This is a genomic window from Alteromonas sp. CI.11.F.A3 (genome assembly GCF_032925565.1).
GTDB lineage: Bacteria > Pseudomonadota > Gammaproteobacteria > Enterobacterales > Alteromonadaceae > Alteromonas.
Map to the genome: position 1 here is coordinate 3,206,731 of NZ_CP136708.1, position 19,770 is coordinate 3,226,500.

Annotated in this window: 20 protein-coding genes; 8 read left to right on the plus strand and 12 right to left on the minus strand. The window is 44.5% G+C overall.

Going from position 1 to position 19,770, the window contains the following annotated elements; translation table 11 throughout:
• Positions 1-13 precede the first annotated feature (13 nt).
• Positions 14-1,639: a response regulator gene (locus R1T43_RS13875; RefSeq protein WP_317349859.1), complete on the plus strand. Its 1,626-nt coding sequence runs from the start codon at positions 14-16 to the stop codon at positions 1,637-1,639.
• On the opposite strand, the gene R1T43_RS13880 is transcribed toward R1T43_RS13875, so the two are convergent.
• Together R1T43_RS13880 and moaA are read right to left on the minus strand one after the other, a co-directional pair.
• Positions 1,627-2,154 carry a GNAT family N-acetyltransferase gene (locus R1T43_RS13880; RefSeq protein WP_211069497.1) on the minus strand — a complete coding sequence of 176 codons (528 nt, stop codon included), beginning with the start codon at positions 2,152-2,154 and terminating at the stop codon, positions 1,627-1,629. The genes R1T43_RS13875 and R1T43_RS13880 overlap by 13 nt on opposite strands.
• 80 nt (positions 2,155-2,234) lie before the next feature.
• A complete protein-coding gene (gene moaA, locus R1T43_RS13885; protein ID WP_211069498.1) occupies positions 2,235-3,203 on the minus strand; it encodes a GTP 3',8-cyclase MoaA in 969 nt (322 codons plus the stop codon).
• A gap of 300 nt (positions 3,204-3,503) precedes the next feature.
• Here moaA and R1T43_RS13890 point away from each other — a divergent pair, with 300 nt between their 5' ends.
• The 3 genes from R1T43_RS13890 to R1T43_RS13900 all read left to right on the plus strand — a co-directional run bounded on the left by R1T43_RS13890 (position 3,504) and on the right by R1T43_RS13900 (position 5,903).
• Positions 3,504-5,297, plus strand: coding sequence for an ABC transporter ATP-binding protein/permease (locus tag R1T43_RS13890; protein ID WP_317349862.1), 1,794 nt, complete (start codon positions 3,504-3,506; stop codon positions 5,295-5,297).
• 64 nt (positions 5,298-5,361) lie between these two features.
• Complete coding sequence (locus R1T43_RS13895; RefSeq protein WP_057792841.1) at positions 5,362-5,577, plus strand: DUF3820 family protein; 216 nt, start codon at positions 5,362-5,364, stop codon at positions 5,575-5,577.
• A 2-nt stretch (positions 5,578-5,579) separates the two neighbouring features.
• Positions 5,580-5,903, plus strand: coding sequence for a hypothetical protein (locus tag R1T43_RS13900; protein WP_211069500.1), 324 nt, complete (start codon positions 5,580-5,582; stop codon positions 5,901-5,903).
• A 99-nt stretch (positions 5,904-6,002) separates the two neighbouring features.
• Here R1T43_RS13900 and R1T43_RS13905 read toward each other — a convergent pair whose 3' ends face one another.
• From R1T43_RS13905 to R1T43_RS13920, 4 genes are all read right to left on the minus strand, one after another.
• A complete protein-coding gene (locus R1T43_RS13905) occupies positions 6,003-7,346 on the minus strand; it encodes a class II 3-deoxy-7-phosphoheptulonate synthase (protein WP_057792846.1) in 1,344 nt (447 codons plus the stop codon).
• Between the two features lie 98 nt (positions 7,347-7,444).
• The gene (locus R1T43_RS13910) at positions 7,445-8,218 is read right to left on the minus strand and encodes an ATP-binding cassette domain-containing protein (protein ID WP_317349868.1); all 774 of its coding nucleotides are present in this window, start codon (positions 8,216-8,218) and stop codon (positions 7,445-7,447) included.
• The gene (locus tag R1T43_RS13915) at positions 8,215-9,213 is read right to left on the minus strand and encodes a FecCD family ABC transporter permease (protein WP_247670543.1); all 999 of its coding nucleotides are present in this window, start codon (positions 9,211-9,213) and stop codon (positions 8,215-8,217) included. The genes R1T43_RS13910 and R1T43_RS13915 overlap by 4 nt, the downstream gene beginning before the upstream one ends.
• Before the next feature lie 3 nt (positions 9,214-9,216).
• The gene (locus tag R1T43_RS13920) at positions 9,217-9,684 is read right to left on the minus strand and encodes a low molecular weight protein-tyrosine-phosphatase (protein ID WP_211069502.1); all 468 of its coding nucleotides are present in this window, start codon (positions 9,682-9,684) and stop codon (positions 9,217-9,219) included.
• Between the two features lie 94 nt (positions 9,685-9,778).
• On the opposite strand from R1T43_RS13920, the gene pepE reads away from it, so the two are divergent.
• Entirely contained in the window at positions 9,779-10,501 is a 723-nt protein-coding gene (gene pepE, locus R1T43_RS13925; RefSeq protein WP_317349873.1) for a dipeptidase PepE, read from the plus strand.
• Here pepE and bioD read toward each other — a convergent pair.
• Genes bioD through bioB form a run of 4 tightly spaced genes read right to left on the minus strand, consistent with a single transcriptional unit; the run spans position 10,472 to position 14,398 of the window.
• Entirely contained in the window at positions 10,472-11,143 is a 672-nt protein-coding gene (gene bioD / locus R1T43_RS13930) for a dethiobiotin synthase (RefSeq protein ID WP_211069504.1), read from the minus strand. The two genes, pepE and bioD, sit on opposite strands and share 30 nt — an antisense overlap.
• The gene (locus R1T43_RS13935) at positions 11,140-12,015 is read right to left on the minus strand and encodes a methyltransferase domain-containing protein (RefSeq protein ID WP_317349877.1); all 876 of its coding nucleotides are present in this window, start codon (positions 12,013-12,015) and stop codon (positions 11,140-11,142) included. Before R1T43_RS13935 ends, bioD begins: the two co-directional genes overlap by 4 nt.
• Positions 12,012-13,280: an 8-amino-7-oxononanoate synthase gene (locus tag R1T43_RS13940; protein WP_317349879.1), complete on the minus strand. Its 1,269-nt coding sequence runs from the start codon at positions 13,278-13,280 to the stop codon at positions 12,012-12,014. The genes R1T43_RS13935 and R1T43_RS13940 overlap by 4 nt, the downstream gene beginning before the upstream one ends.
• Complete coding sequence (gene bioB / locus R1T43_RS13945) at positions 13,280-14,398, minus strand: biotin synthase BioB (RefSeq protein ID WP_062086808.1); 1,119 nt, start codon at positions 14,396-14,398, stop codon at positions 13,280-13,282. The genes R1T43_RS13940 and bioB overlap by 1 nt, the downstream gene beginning before the upstream one ends.
• 98 nt (positions 14,399-14,496) lie before the next feature.
• On the opposite strand from bioB, the gene bioA reads away from it, so the two are divergent.
• The 3 genes from bioA (at position 14,497) to R1T43_RS13960 (ending at position 16,844) form a co-directional block, all read left to right on the plus strand.
• Positions 14,497-15,777: an adenosylmethionine--8-amino-7-oxononanoate transaminase gene (gene bioA / locus R1T43_RS13950; RefSeq protein ID WP_317349882.1), complete on the plus strand. Its 1,281-nt coding sequence runs from the start codon at positions 14,497-14,499 to the stop codon at positions 15,775-15,777.
• Between the two features lie 79 nt (positions 15,778-15,856).
• Positions 15,857-16,378, plus strand: a complete 522-nt coding sequence (locus R1T43_RS13955; protein ID WP_317349885.1) for a DUF2937 family protein — start codon at positions 15,857-15,859, stop codon at positions 16,376-16,378.
• A gap of 184 nt (positions 16,379-16,562) precedes the next feature.
• Complete coding sequence (locus R1T43_RS13960) at positions 16,563-16,844, plus strand: hypothetical protein (RefSeq protein ID WP_317349888.1); 282 nt, start codon at positions 16,563-16,565, stop codon at positions 16,842-16,844.
• A 192-nt stretch (positions 16,845-17,036) separates the two neighbouring features.
• Here the strand turns inward: R1T43_RS13960 and R1T43_RS13965 are convergent, their stop codons facing one another.
• On the minus strand, positions 17,037-18,248 hold the full coding sequence (locus R1T43_RS13965) for a GNAT family N-acetyltransferase/peptidase C39 family protein (protein WP_317349891.1): 1,212 nt from the start codon (positions 18,246-18,248) through the stop codon (positions 17,037-17,039).
• A 2-nt stretch (positions 18,249-18,250) separates the two neighbouring features.
• The gene (locus R1T43_RS13970) at positions 18,251-19,762 is read right to left on the minus strand and encodes a RimK family protein (RefSeq protein WP_317349893.1); all 1,512 of its coding nucleotides are present in this window, start codon (positions 19,760-19,762) and stop codon (positions 18,251-18,253) included.
• Positions 19,763-19,770: the final 8 nt, after the last annotated feature.

A 19,770-nucleotide genomic window follows, 5' to 3' on the forward strand; every position in this document is an offset into this window, starting at 1 on the left:
ATACGAGGTTGTAATGAACCTACAGTTGGCTAGACAAACCCGCTTATTAATTGCGGAAGATCAGGCTTTGGCAAAAAGTCATATGAAATATGCTTTGGAGCAACTTGGCTTCCAACATATCGATTATGTGGATCGTGCTGCGTACGCCCTTACCTCACTGCGCACCCGGCAGTACGATGTCATTGTTTGCGCTTATGATTTAAGGCAAGAACAAGGGGGCTATAATTTATTCGAGCAGCTGAAAACCGAAAAGATTATTCCTCTTACTACCGGCTTTATTTTTACCAGTGCCGATACTGCCATTGATGTTGTTCATGCAATAATCGAGTTGCAACCCGACGAATTCTTAGCAAAACCATTTTCCGTCAACGAACTTGATAAACGACTGAGTAAAGTCGTCACCCGTAAAAAGGTGTTTCATGATGTCTATCGTTACATGGATGACCAGAATCCCGAGCAGGCACTTAAAGAATTAGAGTTTATTTTAGTTGAACCTAAGAACGCTGAACACTTCCCGTTAGCCCTTAAAACTAAGGGCGATTTATTATTGTTGAATAGACAGTTTGAAAACGCGAAGCTTTTTTACCAATCAATCATTAACATTCAAAACTTTACGTGGGCAAAGCTTGGTCTGGTTCAATGCTACATTCACTTAGATGAATTTGATGATGCAGAACGAGATCTTATTCAACTGGCACTACAACCTGAAAGTATGCTGAGCGCCTATGACTTATTGGCAGAGCTTCAAATTAAGTTAGAAGCCTATGATGAAGCACTGGAATGTGTAAATGTGGCTAGCGATATTTCACCTCGAAATGTGATGCGCCATATTACTGCGGTACAACTTGCTAGGTTAACCCACGATTATGAGGGGCAATTTAATAGCGCAAAAAAAGTGGTTCGTTTCGGCAAGAATTCGGTGCACGACACCCCTGAAATGTACTTATCTGTCGCAAGAGCAGGTATCGACTTTGCGATGACAGCAGAAACCTCTCAAACAAACAAAATTATAAAACAATCTAACGAATATCTGCGCCAGCTAAAAAGCGCCTACCCAAAAGTTAATCTTGACCATCAGCTTCAAGTTATTAGTGCCCGTATTCACTATCTAAAAGATGAAAATGATAAAGCAAAAGATCTGCTTGATGCCTTAGATATCGATAATCTTGAAGAACAGTCTGTCGAAACTTTATTAGACTCGGCAAAGGCCTTCCACGACTTGGGGTTAAGAGGAAGCGCGCTTAAATTACTCGATAAAGCGACATTAAGGCAAAAAGAGCTTGATGCGCCAAACAGCTTACTTAGCCGTTATATAAACCAAGAAGTTGTTGAGAAAACAGCAATATCAATTAGTCCTAAAAACCTTAATGACGTCGCTGTGGTGCAGTATAAGCGTGGCGAACTGGCGAAATCTTACCAAACGTTCGAGCAAGCATTCAGGGTTATGCCTCACAACCCTGCCATTGCGTTAAACCTACTGCAAGCGTCAGCAATGCGACGCTCTCGTGAAGGAAAAGCGGAAGCCAGTATGAACTCGGTTATGAAGAAGTGCCGCTTTACGCTGGAAAGTGCTTCTTTATCTGAAGAGCAAAGCCAGCGCTATGAAACGGTTAAGGGGCTGTTAGATCAGGTGGTGTAAACCACTACCTTTTCTTGGTAAAGGTTGTCTTTATATTCAATTTCATGGCTATAGGACATACCTATTTTTTCCATCACTTTAATGGAATTTAAATTTTCCGGTTTTGCCATAGCACAAAATTTGTCGATGCCAATTTGATACAAAGCGTCTTTCACTTGCATCGCTGCCTCTGTGGCATATCCCTTCCCCCAGCTGGCTTGTTTAAAACGCCAACCAAGTTCAATATTATCAATCTCAGGATCTTTAGTGAAAAAGCCAAAAGGGCGAACTAAAATCCAGCCGATATCCTCTTCACTTTCTTTTTCTTGTACTCGCCATAAGCCCCAACCTAATGCTGGGTTTGAATACGCTTGAAAGCGTGGTACGAAGGTGTTCGTAATATCTTCACGTGATGTTTTTTGACCATCACTGATAAATCGCATTACCTCTTCGTCTTGATCAAGCTCCCAAAGGAACTCTAGATCAGAGTCGGTGATATAATGGAAAGACAGGCGCGCGCTATCTTCAATAAACATAGATTTCCCTTTCTAATCGTTATTATTACGAGCAACTTTATACTGCTGCTTTCGTATTTTTTGGCGCAACGAACGTAAGTTTAGCCGCCTAACATAGCTAAGTGTTTCGTTGCCCCAGTATTACCTTCATGCAAAAAGTGCGTTGCATGCTTTTCACCTAAACACTCAACTAAGAACTGTTGTAGCCCTACTACATCTTGCTCGGCCAATAGGTGTCGCATATCAATACCGTGCTCACTAAATAGGCACAAATGTAATTTACCATTGGCGGCAACGCGAAGTCGATTACAACTTTTACAAAAATCTTTGCTGTACGGCATGATGAGGCCAATTTTACCCGCATAGTCAGGATGAAAAAATTCCTGCGCTGGTCCGGCGTCTTTGCGCCTAACCATGGGTTGCCATCCGGCATCAATAAGTGTTTGCTTAAGCGGAGTGCCACCTTGGTGCTGCGCTTTAAAGAAATTAGTTGTATCGCCGGTTTCCATCAATTCAATAAACCGCAATGTGACTGGCATGGTTTTAAGCCACTCAAGGAATCGATTTAACCTTGCATCAGAAAAATCGTTTAGCAGCACCGAATTCACTTTTACATCAAGTCCGGCTTCAACCGCAGCATCCAACCCGGCTAACACTTGCTTTAATTTATCTTGCCCAGTAATTGCTGCAAACTGCCTTGGATCTAGGCTATCTATACTGACATTCACTTGGTGTAAACCTGCCTGCTTCCACGCAGCAGCATGTTCAGCCATACGACCACCATGGGTGGTCATGGCCACTCGCTTAATTCCAGGAGTATTTGCCGTTGTACTTAAAATATCGAGGAAATCGCGTCGAAGTGTTGGCTCGCCGCCAGTAAGACGGACTTTGGATGTACCCAAACCTGAAAACGCGCTCAGCAGCGTGTTAATTTCGCCTAGGGAAAGAAAATGCTCACTAGAAGGACCTTGATAACCGTCAGGCAAACAATACTGACAGCGAAAATTACACGCCTCCGTTACCGATAAACGCAAATAATGGAATTGTCGTCCAAAGCTATCTTCTAACAAATTTTCTCCCTTGAGGGGTACGTAAAACAAATAGTGTGATTAAATAGACTATGATGTCTTTGCGCCAGTTTACGCGGCCGCAAATAAGAATGAAATGCTCGATAACGCATAAATTAGAACGTTTTATCGTACCGTTACCCTATTTATCTTAAATAAATATAACGGTTCACCGTAGACGATTTAGTTTAAGATTCGTTAATCTACCACAATTCATCTTAGTAAAGGAGTTTTCACTCCTACCTTCCGCTAGCGTCATCGCGTTGCAACGTCCCAACCATGCAGTGAGAACATAAGTACACCATGCGAAAAAATCGATTTCCTTTAAACGAAAATGAGCCTATTAAATGGCAGGTGCTCAAACAGTTATGGCCATACCTTCTAGAGTTTAAAGGTCGGGTGGCATTAGCGTTAATGTGCTTAGTTGCTGCGAAACTTGCCAGCATTGGCTTACCATATGTACTTAAATACACGGTAGATAGTTTAAACGGTGATGTAGAAGCCTTAGCCATTGCCGTGCCTATCAGCTTAATTATTGCTTACGGTGCACTTAGGCTTACCAATGTTTTACTTGGCGAAGTACGAGACACATTATTCGGACGTGTTACTGAGCGCGCCATGCGCAGGCTGGGTTTGAAGGTATTTAATCACCTCCACAATCTAGATTTAGGGTTTCATTTAAACCGGAGAACAGGCGGCTTATCTAGAGATATTGAACGTGGCACAAATGGCGTGAGTTTCTTAATGCGGTTTATGGTGTTCAATATTGTCCCTACCCTTTTAGAAATTGGCTTAGTCGTGATATTGCTATTGATTCAGTTTGGCTGGTCTTTTGCAATGATCATTGTGGTCAGTGTTATCTGCTATGTCATGTTCTCGATGAAAGCCACCGATTGGCGCACCCGATTTGTACAACAAATGAATGAGGCCGACTCCACAACTAATTCACGAGCGGTAGACAGCTTACTTAACTTTGAAACCGTAAAGTACTTCAATAACGAACGCTTCGAAGCAAACCGATACGACACAGACTTGGCTGGCTGGGAAAAAGCAAGGCGTAAAAATCGATTATCCCTTTTCGCCTTAAACGGCGGCCAAGCCAGCATTATTGCGCTGGCGATGACAGCCATGATGGCGAATGCAGCTTATGGTGTAATGGAGGGCGAGATGACCATTGGTGACTTCGTGCTAATTAACGCTTTCACTATGCAAATATTTATGCCGCTTAATTTCTTGGGTTTTGTGTATCGGGAAATTCGCGGCTCGCTAGCGAACATTCAAAACTTATTTTCCCTACTGGCCCAAAAGCCAGCAATTGAAGATAAACCCAATGCAGCTCATCTCTCAGTAGACCAGGCGAGTATACGTTTTAGTAACGTTCAATTTCACTATCAGCAAGCACGGCCTATTTTAAAAGGTATTAGCTTCGACGTGCCATCAGGCGCCAAGGTGGCCGTGGTCGGCGAAAGTGGTGCAGGTAAATCCACCATCATGAAGTTGCTGTTTCGTTTTTACGAACCCAGCGAGGGTGGTATTTATATAAATGGGCAGGATATTCGCGACCTTAGCCAACATAGTTTACGAAGCCATATTGGTATTGTTCCGCAAGATACGGTGTTATTTAATACATCCCTGGTTGAAAATATCCGTTACGGTAATCCTGATGCTAGCGATGATGAGGTTAATCATGCGATTAAACTTGCACATTTAACCCAGTTTGTTGAAAGCTTGCCGGATGGATTAGACACCACAGTAGGCGAACGTGGGCTGAAACTCTCAGGCGGCGAGAAACAACGCGTAGCCATCGCTCGTGCGTTATTAAAAGGTGCGCCTATTATGATATTTGATGAGGCAACGTCTTCATTAGACAGTCAATCAGAGCAAGCGATATTAGGCGCACTTCGTGATGCAGCAAAAGGCCACACGAGCTTGGTTATCGCCCATAGGCTATCTACTATTGTGGATGCCGATACCATCTTAGTGTTAAGCAAGGGCATGATTGCCGAACATGGCACCCATGAAACGCTTTTAGCACAACAAGGTATTTATAATCGGCTGTGGGCGACTCAGCAACGAGATTCAAACAATGAAGCATGAAACCAAACCCATGCATTTGCAGGCTCGCGACAACGTACATGAAATTAAAGAATAGTTGAGTAATATGGATCCAGAAGCAATAAAAAGTGCAATCAACCAAACCATGCCATTTGGTAAGTATGCGGGGCGTCGGTTATTCCACCTGCCAGAGCCCTATTTAGTATGGTTTAACACACAAGGTTTTCCCGAAGGAAAGCTGGGACAGCAACTCGCGCTCATGTACGAAATTAAACTTAACGGGCTCGAGTCAGTAGTAGAACCTCTACTGCATGACGACTAGCTATGTTCGCTCGCCCAAGAAAGCAAAAACGAGAGGCTATCGATCAGCGAATATTGCGCCTGCACACAGGCATTGCTAAAAAAGTCATTGCACAACCTTCACTCATAACTAACGTTCAAGCAACGTTAGAGGCTCGTTATGAAAGTGGCATGATGCGTTACGGTAGCTATATGTTATGGCAAGGGATTGTAGAAACGCTTCATACTCCTGAGGTATTCACAGCACTGTTACTCGCCGAAGATGAACGCACCGCAAGCCTTAGACGGGAAACCATATTTACGGGTATTTTAACCGAAGCTGAGCGAGCAGAAGTTCTGGAAGAATAAGTAAACATACGAAACATTAAAAAAGGGTAAATCGATAGTCGATTTACCCTTTTTAGTATGACGCCTTACCACTAAAGCGATAAGGTTTTCTTTCAGAAACTAGGCGTTACGTAAATGGTCAGCCACTAAGAACGCCATCTCAAGTACTTGGTCTGCGTTTAAACGCGGATCGCACTGGGTTTTATACGCCTGTGCTAAGTCTTCATCACTAATTTCATACGCACCACCCGTACACTCAGTCACGTGTTGGCCTGTCATTTCAAGGTGAATACCACCTGCATGAGTGCCTTCATCGTTGTGAGCTTGGAAGAACTGCTTAATTTCACGCAAAATAGCATCAAAATTACGAGTTTTATAACCACTAGATGCTGAGAAGGTGTTGCCGTGCATGGGGTCAGAACTCCATACCACGTGTCTGCCTTCTGCTTTAACGCGGCGTAATAAACGAGGCAAATTGTCAGCCAAGTTATCAGCACCCATACGGGTAATAAGGGTTAATCTACCAGGGTCGTTATTTGGATTAAGGGCATCAATCAAACGAATAAGTTCGTCTTCTTCCATGCTAGGCCCAACTTTCACACCAATAGGGTTATGAATGCCTCGGAAGAACTCAATATGAGCATGGTCAAGCTGACGGGTACGCTCACCAATCCAAATCATGTGCGCAGAGCAATCGTAAGGCTTACCCGTTAGCGTATCAATTCGAGTTAGGGCTTGCTCGTAGTTCAACAACAATGCTTCGTGCGACGTAAACAACGATGTTTCATGCAATGTAGGGCTAGATTGGGAATTAATACCAATCACGTCCATGAACGACAAGGTATCTTGAATACGCACAGCCATATCGTGGTAGCGTTCTTTAAGCGGGTTGTTTTCAACAAACGCCATATTCCAACGGTTTACTTCGTGAAGGTCGGCCAAGCCACCTTGAGAAAAAGCGCGAAGTAAATTAAGGGTAGAAGCACTACGATGATACGCTTCAATCAAACGGTTTGGATCCGGGCGGCGAGCCGCTTCGTTAAACTCAAAACTATTGATAATATCGCCGCGGTAGCTTGGTAGTGTAACGCCATTACGGGTTTCAAAGTTCGATGAACGAGGCTTAGCATACTGGCCAGCCATGCGAGCCACTTTGGTTACTGGGCATCGACCTGCAAAGGTTAAAACAATAGCCATCTGAAGCAATACTTTAAAGGTATCGCGAATTTTTGGCGCATTAAATTCATCAAACGATTCGGCGCAGTCACCGCCTTGAAGCAAGAAGCCTTTTCCTAAACTAACCTCACCAAGTTGACGGCGAAGATCGCGGGCTTCAGCGGCAAAAACCAGCGGTGGATATGTACTTAGCGTGTGCTCTACTTGTTTAAGTTGTGCCGCATCATCGTACTCTGGTTGTTGAAGGATAGGTTTTTGCCTCCAACTGTCTACTTGCCAATTACTCAAGGGGTTCTCCTGATTTAAATGTTTTTACGTTTAGGCAAACGTTAATCTCGTTGTGTAAGCCTTATCTGCATGCGCGCTACGATTTATTGCGCGCTACTTTACCACATTTGATCTAATACAATAGGTGCGCAAACTTGAATATCTAGAAAGTCGTCGCGCTTATTTACTGCAAAATGACAATCGAAGGTCTGTTCTAGGTTTTTGACCGACAATACCGACTCAGGCAAACCGAAACTTACGCTAGTGCCCAATTTCATTAGCAGTACTTTATAACTATAGTTTGCGCTTAATGAAATGTCATGACTGCTTAGCACTAAGGTATTCCCTTTATTGCATAAGGTTTGAAACAGCGCCATTAACGCGTATTGATGTCGAATATCTACCCCTTGCAAGGGTTCATCTAACAATAAAAGCGCTTCGCCTCGTTTAATAGCAGGCCAAACTTGCAGCAATGCACGGCAAATTTCAACGCGCTGACGCTCTCCACCTGAAAGTCTGTTTAAAGGCGTTTGCAAAAAGCCCGTTACTTCCAATGTGGCTTCTAACAAGCTGGGAAGTTCGAACGTAGGTTCACTTGAAAAAAACGAAAGATATTCTTTTACCGATACCGCAAATACGGCCTCACTTTGCTGTGCTAACAAAGTCCTAAATGTTGCTAATGCACTTAAAGGCCATTGTTGAAGAGACTGTTCTAACAGCGAAGCTTCTCCCCGTTCTGTTTCCAACAACCCAGCCATTATCGACAACAGCGTAGACTTTCCAGCGCCGTTAGGGCCAAGAATATGAACGCAATCGCCTTTATTGATATCAAGGCTGATATTGGCTAAACGCTTATTCACACTAATATCGCGCAAAGAAATAACCAGACTCATCGAAGCTGGCCTTTTAATAGTGCCCAAATGAGCAAAGGGCCGCCTAAGGTGGCAGTGATCATAGACACAGGTAGGGTAATCGCACGGGTTAGTTCAGACATCAGCACCACAATAAGCAATAAACTGGCGCCACATAGCGCGCTTGCTGGTAACAGCAACTTATTATCATGTCCCAGAATAAGCCGAAGAATATGAGGCACTAACAGCCCGACAAAAGCAATCGCTCCCGCAATAGATACTGCCGCTCCTACCCCCACGGCGGTAGCAATAAGGCTACGCTCGGTAAGTTGTTGCACATGCACACCACTGCTTAACGCAGCTAAATCACCGGCATACAACCTATTAAACTTGGCAGATTGGCGCATTTGATACCACAAACTACCAATAATAAGTGGGCCGCTTACCCACAAAATAGGCCAAGTGGTTTGATACACGCTTCCCATCAGCCAAAACGTTAAATTACGTAGTGATTGGGCATCACTAAACATGTACAACCAAGCAATAACAGCCCCGCTCAAAGTAGAAATAGCGATACCCGATAGAATGACAGCAACTGCTGAGCCCAGCAGTTTTCGAGCAAGGCGATAAATAACAAACGTTGTTATTAACGCACCAATGAAGCAGCCCAAAGGAAGTATGTAATGAAGATAAGGCTGTGCCCACAAGGGTGTAAGCAATAACAGGGTTGCAGCCACTAAACTGGCGCCGCTGGTGATACCTATAATACCTGGGTCAGCCAACGGATTGCGCAGTACTATTTGAAGCGTGGCGCCACTTACGGCCAATACACTACCTACTAAAATGGCGGTAATTATCAGCGGAATTTGAAGTTGTAATGTGATGTGTTGTTTTAATGCAGTGGGTGAATCGGTTAGCCATACTGTGGCTAAGACGCCAACGATGAGCAGAAAGGTAATACTGCAAAGTAGGAAGATGGCTGCGCTTCCTTTTCCCGCACCGTCCTTGACCGCCGCGCCCCTTAAAACCGTGTGCATAGCTTAGCTCTGTTGAATATGTGCAATCAGCCCGTCAGAGGCCTCTTCTATTAAGTCTAACACTAATTCAAAACCCCGTTTTCCGCCATAATATGGGTCTGGCACTTCTTTATCTTCACTGTCAGCGAAGTCTAGAAATAAGTGGATTTTTCCGTGGTGTTCCGGCGCAGACATTTCACGTAGATTGTCTAAATTACTGTTATCCATCGCCAGAATATAGTCGTACTTTTCGAAGTCTTTGTCATCTACTCGTCGGCACTTTAAGCCTTTAAAGCTATAACCTCGCTCTACACCAACCGCTTGCGAGCGTTTATCTGGCTGTTTACCAATGTGATACCCATGGGTTCCGGCAGAGTCTATGATTAGTTTTAACCCTGCGTCAGCCGCTTTGCGAATAAACACAGCTTCGGCCGTAGGTGAACGGCAAATGTTACCCAAACAAACGAATAACACCGATGTGTTCTGACCCATATAAAAATTCCTTTAAAACCAATAACGGCACTAAGCTAAACTTTATGTTAACTTTCACGTAAATAACGCCGTTTAAAAAAATTGTGGAGCAGTAATGACCGCACATGTATTAATGTTAAGTAGTTCTCGTCAGGGCGACGAAGCGTACCTTGAACATGCGAGAAGCCTTATTCTTGCACACTTAGGTAGCATTCGCGACCTACTATTTATTCCCTATGCAGCAGTGACACAAAGCTACGATAACTACGTGTCGGCTGTCGCTTCAGCCTTGCCAGAATGTAATGTGACAGGGCTTCATACTTTTGATAACCCTATACAGGCTATCAGTAATGCAAAGGCAAACAATCAAGCTATAGTAGTAGGCGGCGGAAATACCTTCCATTTGATGCATACTATATACCAACAAAACTTATTGGTATCACTTCAACACGCTATTGCTGAAAGCGCGCCCTATATTGGCTGGAGTGCAGGCTCTAACATTTGCGGGCAAAGCATTCGAACAACCAATGATATGCCAATTGTTGAGCCGAAAAGCTTTAATGCGCTGAATGTAGTGCCTTTTCAGTTGAATCCGCACTACAGCGATTATCACCCGCCTGGTCACAATGGCGAAACGCGAGACCAACGGCTAGCGGAGTTTACGGTGTTAAACCCCTGCACACCTGTGGTGGCCATTCGTGAAGGAACCGCCCTTTCTTTGTCTCAGCAAAAGTTAACGCTAATGGGTGAAAAAGGCGGGTTTATCTTTTTAGGTGATGAAAAGCGCCCAATCGCGCCCAATGAAGATTTAACAGAGTTTCTGAATAGCCGCCTGTAGCGCATCGACACTTGGCGCGCTTGAAAAAGGCACTTCCAGCAGTAGTGGCGCTGGCATGACGTTTTTAAGCGTAGCCAAATTGTCATCGTATCGAGACATACTACCGGTGATATCGTTAGCTACCCAACCTACAATATTTAGCCCGTCGTTTTGAATAGCTTGCGCGGTGAGCAATGCATGATTTAAGCAGCCTAGCTTCATACCCACTACTAAAATAACATCCATTTTTAGCTCGCTAACGACATCTGAAAGAAACAGCGTATCGGTTAACGGTAATCGCCAGCCTCCTGCTCCTTCCATTAATAAAAGATCTGGCGTTTCTTGTTGCAGGCGAACTAGCCCTTCAATCACTGCATTACTCGTTAATTCAACACCCGCTTCTTTTGCGGCTATGTGCGGTGCAATGGGCGGGAGAAAAGCAATTGGGTTGATGGTACTAATAGGAAGCTTAATGCTACTTGCTTGTTGAATTTCTGATGCATCTTCGTTTACCCAGTCGTTGCCTACTTTTTCACAGCCTGCCGAAATAGGTTTGTAACCTAGGCTTGTTTTTTGAAAGCTTTCAGCGGCTTTTAGTAGGTGGCAGGTAACGTAGGTTTTACCTACTTCGGTATCGGTTCCGGTAATGAAATACTGCTTCATGGTTTCTCTAATCTGAAATGACACACTTTGTAAGTAAGCGGTAGCACGCCATCGACAGCACTACTATTTTTATAGGCTAACGACAACTTTTTAATGTCACTACGTGACATCGATTGCTGTTTAGCTCCGGTTGCCCCCGCCCCTACGTTTTTGATTGAACGAAGCAAGGAAAGTACATCTTGGTGCTCATCAACATAATCTTTATTGATAAGGCGGCTAACCCGCAGCCCTGCCCCGAGGAACGAATTAAGCCACAACTGCGCTTCGGGCAAACTTGTTACAGCAGCAGGTAATTGGGCAATACTTCTCGCTTTATGAAGCTCAGAAAAAGAACCACTGACCATTATGGCAATTTCCGCCATACCCGAAGGCTTAAGTACGCGGTAAATTTCACTGGCAACAGTTTGCGGACTTGAACACCACTGCAATGCCATGGAAGAAAAAACAGAACTGAAGCTGCTATTGTCGAACGGTAACGACTGGGCTGAACCTTGTTTGAAATTAACATCAGGGAAGCGCGCTTGTGCTTTGTGCACCATACCTGGTGCAATATCTAACCCCATAACGTTTGCGCCACGTTGCTGTAACGTGTGGCTATGAGTGCCCGTAGCACAGCCAATATCAAGTAGTTCGCCATGCAAGGCGTTAGGTAAATTGTTTAACCCTGCCTGTGCAATTTCGCACTGAATATGTGCTTCGTTATCGTACTTATTTGCAGCTTTTGAAAATTGTTTCGCAACAACCGCTTCGCTTATTCCGCTTTCTGATTGAAGACCTAATTGAAGATTCGAATGGTCATTTAATTGCACTGCAACAGCGCCTTGATGGCAAAGCTGCTGAGGCACTTGTTTAGCGAAAGATTGCGGACTCATGCTATCGACTCCATCGCAAGGGCAATAGCATCAACAAGTACATCGATATCTTGCTGAGTGTGGGTAGCGCTTAGTGTTATGCGCAATCGGTCTTCCCCTTTGGGGACGGTAGGATAGCGAATAGCAGGTATCCATATGCCACGAGCTTTTAGCGCATCACTTAATGCTAACGCGCGCTCAGGGCTACCTACAATAATGGGTTGAATTGCACTACTTGAATTCGCCAATATTAAATCGCCGTTTTGATCATTGCCAATTTGGGCGCCAAAGCGCTCGCGAAAATATGCCACATTGTCATTTAACGCGTCTGTCCGACTGCTATCTGCGGCAATGTGCGTCAGTGAATACAAGGTGGCTACTGCTTGGGCTGGCGGCATCGCAGTGGAATAGACATAATGTTTTGCATAGTTAACCAAGTAATCAATTAGCGCTTGGCTTCCAGCAATAAACGCGCCTGCGGTTCCTACGGCTTTACCAAAGGTGCCCATCACTATGGGTACATCTGATTGAGATAACGCTTGCGCTTCAATGCTACCTAATCCGTTTTCACCTAATACACCCATGCCGTGTGCATCGTCTACCATCAGCCATGCATTGTGTTGCTTCGCTATACTCGCCATATCACGAAGGGGGGCGCTGTCGCCGTCCATACTGAATACACCTTCAGTGACTACCAACTTGTCACTGTTATTGGTGGTATCAACCTTTTCTAATAAATTGGATAAGTGAGCTAAATCGTTATGCCTAAAGCGACGCAGCTTGGCTTTGGTTGCCATAGCACCTTCAAGGAAGGAGGCATGCATCAGTCGATCTGCGAAAATTTCACCGGAATGTTTAATGCCGGCTGCGGCACTTGGGGTTTGATTACTAGCATCTTGATTATTAGCGCCTTGATTATGAGCCCCACTAAACAGCGCCATACATAAGGCTTGGTTAGCCGCAAAACCCGAATTAAACAACAACGCAGATTCCCGATTTAAACCATCAGCGATATACGCTTCAAGGGCTAAATGCGCTTGCGTATGACCCGTAACTAATGGCGAAGCGCCACTACCACCACCAAATTGTGCTAAGCCTTCTACCCAACTTTGCAGCACACCTTCATGCTGACGCATACCGAGGTAGTCGTTACTGGCAAAATTTAAATAGTGCTCGCCATCAATGCAGATGATGTTGTCTTTTTCGTACTGCTGGCATACTCGCTTTCGCAGGTATCCTTGCTGAGCCCGCTCACTTAAGCGGGCTTCAAGCCAATCGAAGGCCATTATGCCTCCGCGGGCTGCTGTTTTTGTTTTCGCGGTGCGCTAGCATCGTAAAATAAATCGCTAGCATCAGAACCTTGTTCTTGTTGCTGCGCAATTTCTTCTTCTAATACTTGCTGATGCGCTTCATCAGAAAAATCGCGAGTACGTTCTGTGTTTATGCCTAACTTTTTGAACAGTATGACGTCTTCGTGGGTGTCAGGGTTAGACGTAGTAAGCAACTTACAACCGTAGAAAATAGAGTTCGCACCGGCCATAAAGCACAGCGCTTGCATCTGTTCATTCATGGCTTCGCGGCCTGCTGATAAACGCACGTGAGATTTTGGCATCATGATACGGGCTACCGCGATGGTGCGGATAAACTCGAAGTAATCTAAATCTTCCAAACTAGCAAGGGGCGTACCTTTAACCTTAACCAGCATGTTAATGGGCACACTTTGCGGCTGCTCCGGCAAGTTTGCTAATTGAATGAGTAAGCTGGCTCTATCGCCTGCGGTTTCGCCCATACCCACAATACCGCCAGAACACACATTCATGCCTGCTGCGCGTACGTTTTCAAGGGTATTTAGTCTGTCTTGATAGGTACGAGTGGTAATAATATCGCCATAGTATTCAGGCGAGGTATCAAGGTTATGGTTGTAATAATCTAGACCAGCTTGTTTGAGTGCGACGGCTTGATCTCGCGTTAACATGCCAAGTGTCATGCAGGTTTCAAGGCCAAGTTGTTTAACCTCTTCCACCATTTTTACAATATAAGGCATATCTCTGTCACGTGGGTTACGCCACGCAGCTCCCATACAAAAACGGGTTGAGCCTACTTGCTTAGCTTCTTTGGCTCGCTCAATCACTTTTTCGATTTCAAGCAAACGCTCTTTTTCTAAGCCCGTGTCGTAACGCGCGCTTTGTGGACAGTATTTACAATCTTCCGGGCAAGCTCCGGTTTTAATCGACAACAAGGTGCTTACTTGTACTTCGTTTGGATTGAAGTGTTGTCTGTGAACAACCTGCGCTTGAAACAGCAAGTCGTTAAATGGCAAGGCATAAAGCGCCTCTACTTCGGCTTGTGACCAATCGTGACGAATTGTATTATTTTGCGCGTCAGGCGCGAAAGCCAGAGTCATTGACTGTCCTTTACTAATTAAGAATGCTGGCTTAGTCTATGCTCCAAACACGAGTTGTCAACTCTGACCATTTCAAAAGCTTTACTAACGGTTGAATTTTGAACAATATAGATTTTGATAAAAAACACATCTGGCACCCTTATACCTCGGCAACTAACCCACTTCCTTGCTATGAAGTGGTTGGTGCTAAAGGGGTTGAGCTTACCCTTTCAACCGGCGAGGTATTGGTTGATGGCATGTCTAGCTGGTGGGCAGCCATTCATGGTTACAATCACCCAGAACTAAACCAGGCTGCGCATAGCCAAATAGATGCTTTCTCTCACGTTATGTTTGGTGGCATTACTCACCAGCCCGCCGTTAATTTATGCCGCTCGCTACTGGAAATGGTACCTGATGGCCTTGAACGGGTATTTTTAGCCGACTCGGGCTCGGTCTCAGTAGAAGTGGCTATCAAGATGGCCATTCAGTATTGGGCCTGCCAAGGCCGCCCCGAAAAATCGCGCATCGTCGCTCCACGTAATGGTTATCATGGCGATACTTTTGCGGCTATGTCGGTATGCGATCCGGTAAACGGCATGCACAGTTTATTCGAGAGTGTATTAAGCAAACAGCTTTTTGCCCCTGCTCCGCAAACCCGTTTTGGTCAAACGTTCAGCGAAGACGATATTTTGCCTTTAGCTGAACTGTTCGAAAAACATCATCATGAAATGGCGGCGCTTATTTTAGAGCCTGTGGTTCAAGGTGCCGGTGGTATGCGTATTTATCACCCTGAATATTTAAAACGCTGCCGCCAACTTTGCGATAATTACGATGTATTGCTGATTTGTGATGAAATTGCGACAGGATTTGGACGAACAGGCAAGCTATTCGCCTGTGAACATGCAGGTATCTCACCCGATATAATGTGTTTAGGGAAAGCTATTACCGGCGGCTACATGACCTTAGCGGCTACGTTATGTACTGAAGATGTTGCCTTAGGTGTTTGCCAAGGTTCGCCCGGTGTATTCATGCATGGACCCACATATATGGGTAACCCGCTCGCGTGTGCAGTCGCCAATGCCAGCTTATCGTTAATAAATGAAAATCATTGGCAGCAACAAATCCCTGCCATTGAGAAACAATTACACACTGAGCTGTCAAAATGTGCCAATTTACCTAACGTTGCCGATGTGAGAGTACTAGGTGCCATAGGTGTGGTCGAAACAGTTCATCCTGTGAGCGTAGCGGATATTCAGCGCCATTTTGTAAAACAAGGCGTGTGGATACGCCCCTTCGGTAAACTGGTATACATTATGCCTCCGTACATCATTAGCCCAGACCAGCTCAGTAAACTCACCCACGCTATTTACAGCTATTTGAGCGGTAATACCGTAGGCTGAAAATAGATATGAATTGACTGGTCTAATGTAATTTCTACGCCGCTTAATCGCTGAAAATAACACTAGGTCAGTCATTTATATGTTCATACGCATTTTTGATAAAATCGTTTTCGCAACGCTGTTTGTTGCAGCACTGCAAGTTCCTATTTTAGCCGATCATTATCGCCAGTATTTGAGCGGCTATTACGATGCTACTCGAGAGGAAGTCTCTGCCATGTCGGCGTTAGCAACGCAACACGGCTATGCATCAGTGGGCGCAATGTTAACGGCGTTAAAGCAAAACAGTGAAGCTGTGGTAAGGGCTGATGCAGAACGTAAATCGGCGCTATTCACCAAGCTTGGTCATATAGAACAAGGGATAAAGACCCTAGAGCACGGTCACTATTATGAAAAAGCTTGGTATATGGTCACTCCATCAAATACGTCCACGCTACAGAAGGTACTAAGCAATTTCAGCCCGTCGGTGCCACTTACCCCATCATCAATTATTTTCAGCTTTATTACTGCTTTACTGATTAATTTATTATTGTGGAGCCCTTATCTTTGCTACTGCCAAGTAAGGCATTTGAAGCACAAGCCTAAGCACGCTAGCTATCGCTAACGTGCTTAGCTTATAGCTTACCCTCTCCCCTGCCCAAAATGCGCTTTGAATAACTTCTATGCAAATTTGGCACTTTCCATGCAACAACCCTAATACGAGTTTTCTTTATTTAGCGTAAAAATATCGCGCCAATTACAAAAAAACGTAAATATTATAGTTAGTTAAATAGTAAGGAAGAATGATTATGCCTACTGACGCACAATTACTTATTGGGAAAGTGTTGCAAATAAAAGACAAGATTAGTGCAAAACGTCATTGCATCCCTAACGAGCTACAAACTGAGTGGGACGCACTTGATAAGAAAACAGCTTGCTTTGAAAGCACAGCCATTTTTAAATCTGCGGTAAAAGGCCAACACACTAGCAAGCAACTTGCCTACTCTGGTTCAGTTAAAGAACTATCAGGTTTAGTTAGCCGCTTGAACGCGTTGAATGAAGAAGTAACGATTGCGCAGGTTAGGCACTAAAAAGGCGCTGCTTTTTCCTAGCTCAAGGCTTTTAAACTTAGGCTTTTTAAGTCGACCTTAAGTTTGCGTGCCTTAGCGTTATGAAACAACCGCGCCTTTTATTGTTAGTGCGACCGTGGCTACTCAGTTACTCCGGTATAGTTACAGAGTCTTTAGAAATAAGTTTTCAAGCAGCCGCTTTTAAGTAGAAGCTTATCTAGCAGCTTTTGTAGACAGTAACACCAATGTACGGACTTTACGTGTACCGTAACTGGCTAAACGAACAAAGTCGTCTCGTGCCACCGGAATGTGTTGAAATTCAACACGCTGACTCTCGTTCTGGCTATCGCCCTCGTCAGCATCTGGATCGTGCAAATAAAAGCATTGCTCATCGTAACTCGTAATAGCCACCCAATGTGGTGCTTTTTTCTTATCAAATGCATAAGTGCTTATTAGGCACAACACCGCTTTGCCAGCATCTAGCGCTTGCTCAATGGTTTCAACTCGCCACTCTTCGGTAGTAATAGCTATTTTACTTTCTTGCGCCTGACGTAAAAAATCAGCTTCTACTTGCCCAACAATATGCTTTTTGTGCTCACTTCTTACGCCGTCTGTAAATAATGGTAACGGTTGGTTGATTAACACTTCTACCGTAAACCCTTCTATTTGCGCTGCCAGCGCCAACCCAACAGGGTGGCAACCACCATGGCCTGACGTCATAAATATTGTGGTCGCTGTTCGCCAAATCGACAGTTCTTTTTGTTGGTTCATTACATAGGTATCTTGCAAGGAATACATGGCCATCATTAATGCCGATGGCCCGCAGGTAAATTCAGTCGTTTGCTGATACCAAGGATAGATGGCATGAGACAAGGCTTTCGATGGCACTAACACCTTTTGCATACGCAATGCGTTTGAATGATCATCGTAATAATCTACGTACATGCCAAACTGTTTGAAACCTAGACGTTGGTAAAGTGAAATAGCGCCCTTATTGTCCGCAGACACTTCTAGACGCATAAAGCGCTTTCCCTTGGCTAACGCCTGCTCCCCTAGTCTTGTTATTAACTTTTCAGCTATTCCCAAACCACGGGCTTCTGGTAACACGGCAATTGAATACAGCCGAGTGAGTTGCGTGCCTCTACGAAGTAACAATAGTCCATAACCCGATAGGGTCACTCCTTGTGCGGTGTGATGCTCGGCAATATAAAATTCAGCATGTTTAGCCGTAACGTAAAAACGAAAGCGACGAACATTCAGCTTATCGCTTTTAAAACACGTGTTTTCGATGTGCTGTATTTGTTTCACATCCTCTAACGTAGCTTTTCTCAACTGAATGGTTATAGCTGCATTCATTTCAGCCTCACGATCACTTTTATATTCAGGCGCCAGCCCACTGCTTTCAAACGCAAGTGCACCTTTCATGCTTATCGCCCTCGTCGCTCTAGTCTGTCAGCAAACTCCTGCATAATTAACTCATACAAGGCTTTGCCCAAATATTTGTCTTCCACCCCAGCATCTATACTTGGGTTGTCGTTGACTTCAATCACGTATACCTGATTGCCTGAATGCTTGATGTCTACACCGTATAAACCATCCCCCACAACCTTGGCTGCTTTAATGGCTGCCTGTAAAACGGGCTTAGGAACTTCAAAGGTTGGCATTGTTGTAAATCCACCGGATGAAAAACGCTCGCCTTGATGGTGATAAATTTGCCAATGATTACGCGCCATAAAATACTGACAGGCATAAATCGGCTTACCGCCCAACATACCAATACGCCAATCAAACTCGGTAAATATATACTCTTGAACCAGTACTAAGGCCGATTCAGCCAACATTTCAACCAAGCGAGCTTTTAACACATCGCGGTTTTCTGCTTTGTGCACACCACGAGAAAACGAGCTTTCCGGTAACTTCAATACCAAAGGTAAGCCGAACTCTTCAATAAGCTTATCGCAGGTTTCATCATCAGAATTCGACACAAACGTAGCCTTCGGTGCCGGTACTTTTTGATACGTAAACGCATCTTGTAAAAACACTTTGTTGCAACAGCGCAATATAGACTGAGTATCATCCATCACTATCACCCCTTCTCGTTCAGCCGCTCTGGCTAAACGGTAGGTGTGGTGGTCTATTGCCGTAGTTTCACGAATAAATAATGCATCATAGTGCCCCAAATCTTCAGGCGACAAACGTGAAACCACATCCGCTCTAAACCCCATCTTTTCAGCGGCTTTTACAAAGTGGCGAATCGCTTTTTCGTCGCTAGGTGGCGTCGATTCATCAGGGTTAACCAAAATAGCCATATCCCAACGAGTGCGCTTACTTGCTTTAGTCGCACGCCATTGTTTCGTGGTGTAGCTTTCTAATTGTGCAATACACAACTGCTGTTGTTTGCTATCTAGCGCAGTAAAGGGCTTAGCCGCAATGTCAGCAAAGCCAACCACGTTGTGTTTGCCACTTACCTTTTTACTGTCCTTTTTGTTTTCTTGTATGTCCGCACGTAAATCAGACACTGACATGGTAAGTAGCAAAATCGGACATGGATACTTTTCAAACGCTTGACGCGCTACACGCTTAAACCGCTGATCTTTAACTTCACCAAAAAGTACCAATAAAGGCGCAGCAGGAATGTCAATATTATCAACGGGTAATGACAACGCAAAAGGCAGTCTATCCACACTGCGTGCTTCTGCTAGTCGAAGGTCGTTAATGGTATTTACGCCGGGCAATACCAAGTGATTGCGCGCCTGTGCTAACAATGAACAGTAATACCCTTGGCTTAAATAACGGGTGGTGTCACACAGGTTTATTACCCGTATTTTTGGTTCATTAAGTTTCGGAAATTCCGCCAAGTAATCTTGAAAGGTAAGTACCGTTAACGCTGTTTCGCTAAATGGCGTAACATCGTCAGCCACAATCAACGTATTGTGCATGTAATTCG

Bases quoted from the DNA above. Each gene is read 5' to 3' on its own strand.
- R1T43_RS13890 (WP_317349862.1), top strand. From the start codon at position 3,504: ATGCGAAAAAATCGATTTCCTTTAAACGAAAATGAGCCTATTAAATGG.
- R1T43_RS13960 (WP_317349888.1), top strand. From the start codon at position 16,563: ATGCCTACTGACGCACAATTACTTATTGGGAAAGTGTTGCAAATAAAA.
- R1T43_RS13940 (WP_317349879.1), bottom strand. From the start codon at position 13,280: ATGGCCTTCGATTGGCTTGAAGCCCGCTTAAGTGAGCGGGCTCAGCAA.
- R1T43_RS13965 (WP_317349891.1), bottom strand. From the start codon at position 18,248: ATGAAAGGTGCACTTGCGTTTGAAAGCAGTGGGCTGGCGCCTGAATAT.
- R1T43_RS13900 (WP_211069500.1), top strand. From the start codon at position 5,580: ATGTTCGCTCGCCCAAGAAAGCAAAAACGAGAGGCTATCGATCAGCGA.
- R1T43_RS13880 (WP_211069497.1), bottom strand. From the start codon at position 2,154: ATGTTTATTGAAGATAGCGCGCGCCTGTCTTTCCATTATATCACCGAC.
- bioD (WP_211069504.1), bottom strand. From the start codon at position 11,143: ATGAAGCAGTATTTCATTACCGGAACCGATACCGAAGTAGGTAAAACC.
- pepE (WP_317349873.1), top strand. From the start codon at position 9,779: ATGACCGCACATGTATTAATGTTAAGTAGTTCTCGTCAGGGCGACGAA.
- R1T43_RS13915 (WP_247670543.1), bottom strand. From the start codon at position 9,213: ATGCACACGGTTTTAAGGGGCGCGGCGGTCAAGGACGGTGCGGGAAAA.
- R1T43_RS13920 (WP_211069502.1), bottom strand. From the start codon at position 9,684: ATGGGTCAGAACACATCGGTGTTATTCGTTTGTTTGGGTAACATTTGC.
- R1T43_RS13875 (WP_317349859.1), top strand. From the start codon at position 14: ATGAACCTACAGTTGGCTAGACAAACCCGCTTATTAATTGCGGAAGAT.
- R1T43_RS13910 (WP_317349868.1), bottom strand. From the start codon at position 8,218: ATGAGTCTGGTTATTTCTTTGCGCGATATTAGTGTGAATAAGCGTTTA.
- R1T43_RS13970 (WP_317349893.1), bottom strand. From the start codon at position 19,762: ATGCACAATACGTTGATTGTGGCTGACGATGTTACGCCATTTAGCGAA.
- bioB (WP_062086808.1), bottom strand. From the start codon at position 14,398: ATGACTCTGGCTTTCGCGCCTGACGCGCAAAATAATACAATTCGTCAC.
- R1T43_RS13955 (WP_317349885.1), top strand. From the start codon at position 15,857: ATGTTCATACGCATTTTTGATAAAATCGTTTTCGCAACGCTGTTTGTT.
- R1T43_RS13935 (WP_317349877.1), bottom strand. From the start codon at position 12,015: ATGAGTCCGCAATCTTTCGCTAAACAAGTGCCTCAGCAGCTTTGCCAT.
- R1T43_RS13895 (WP_057792841.1), top strand. From the start codon at position 5,362: ATGGATCCAGAAGCAATAAAAAGTGCAATCAACCAAACCATGCCATTT.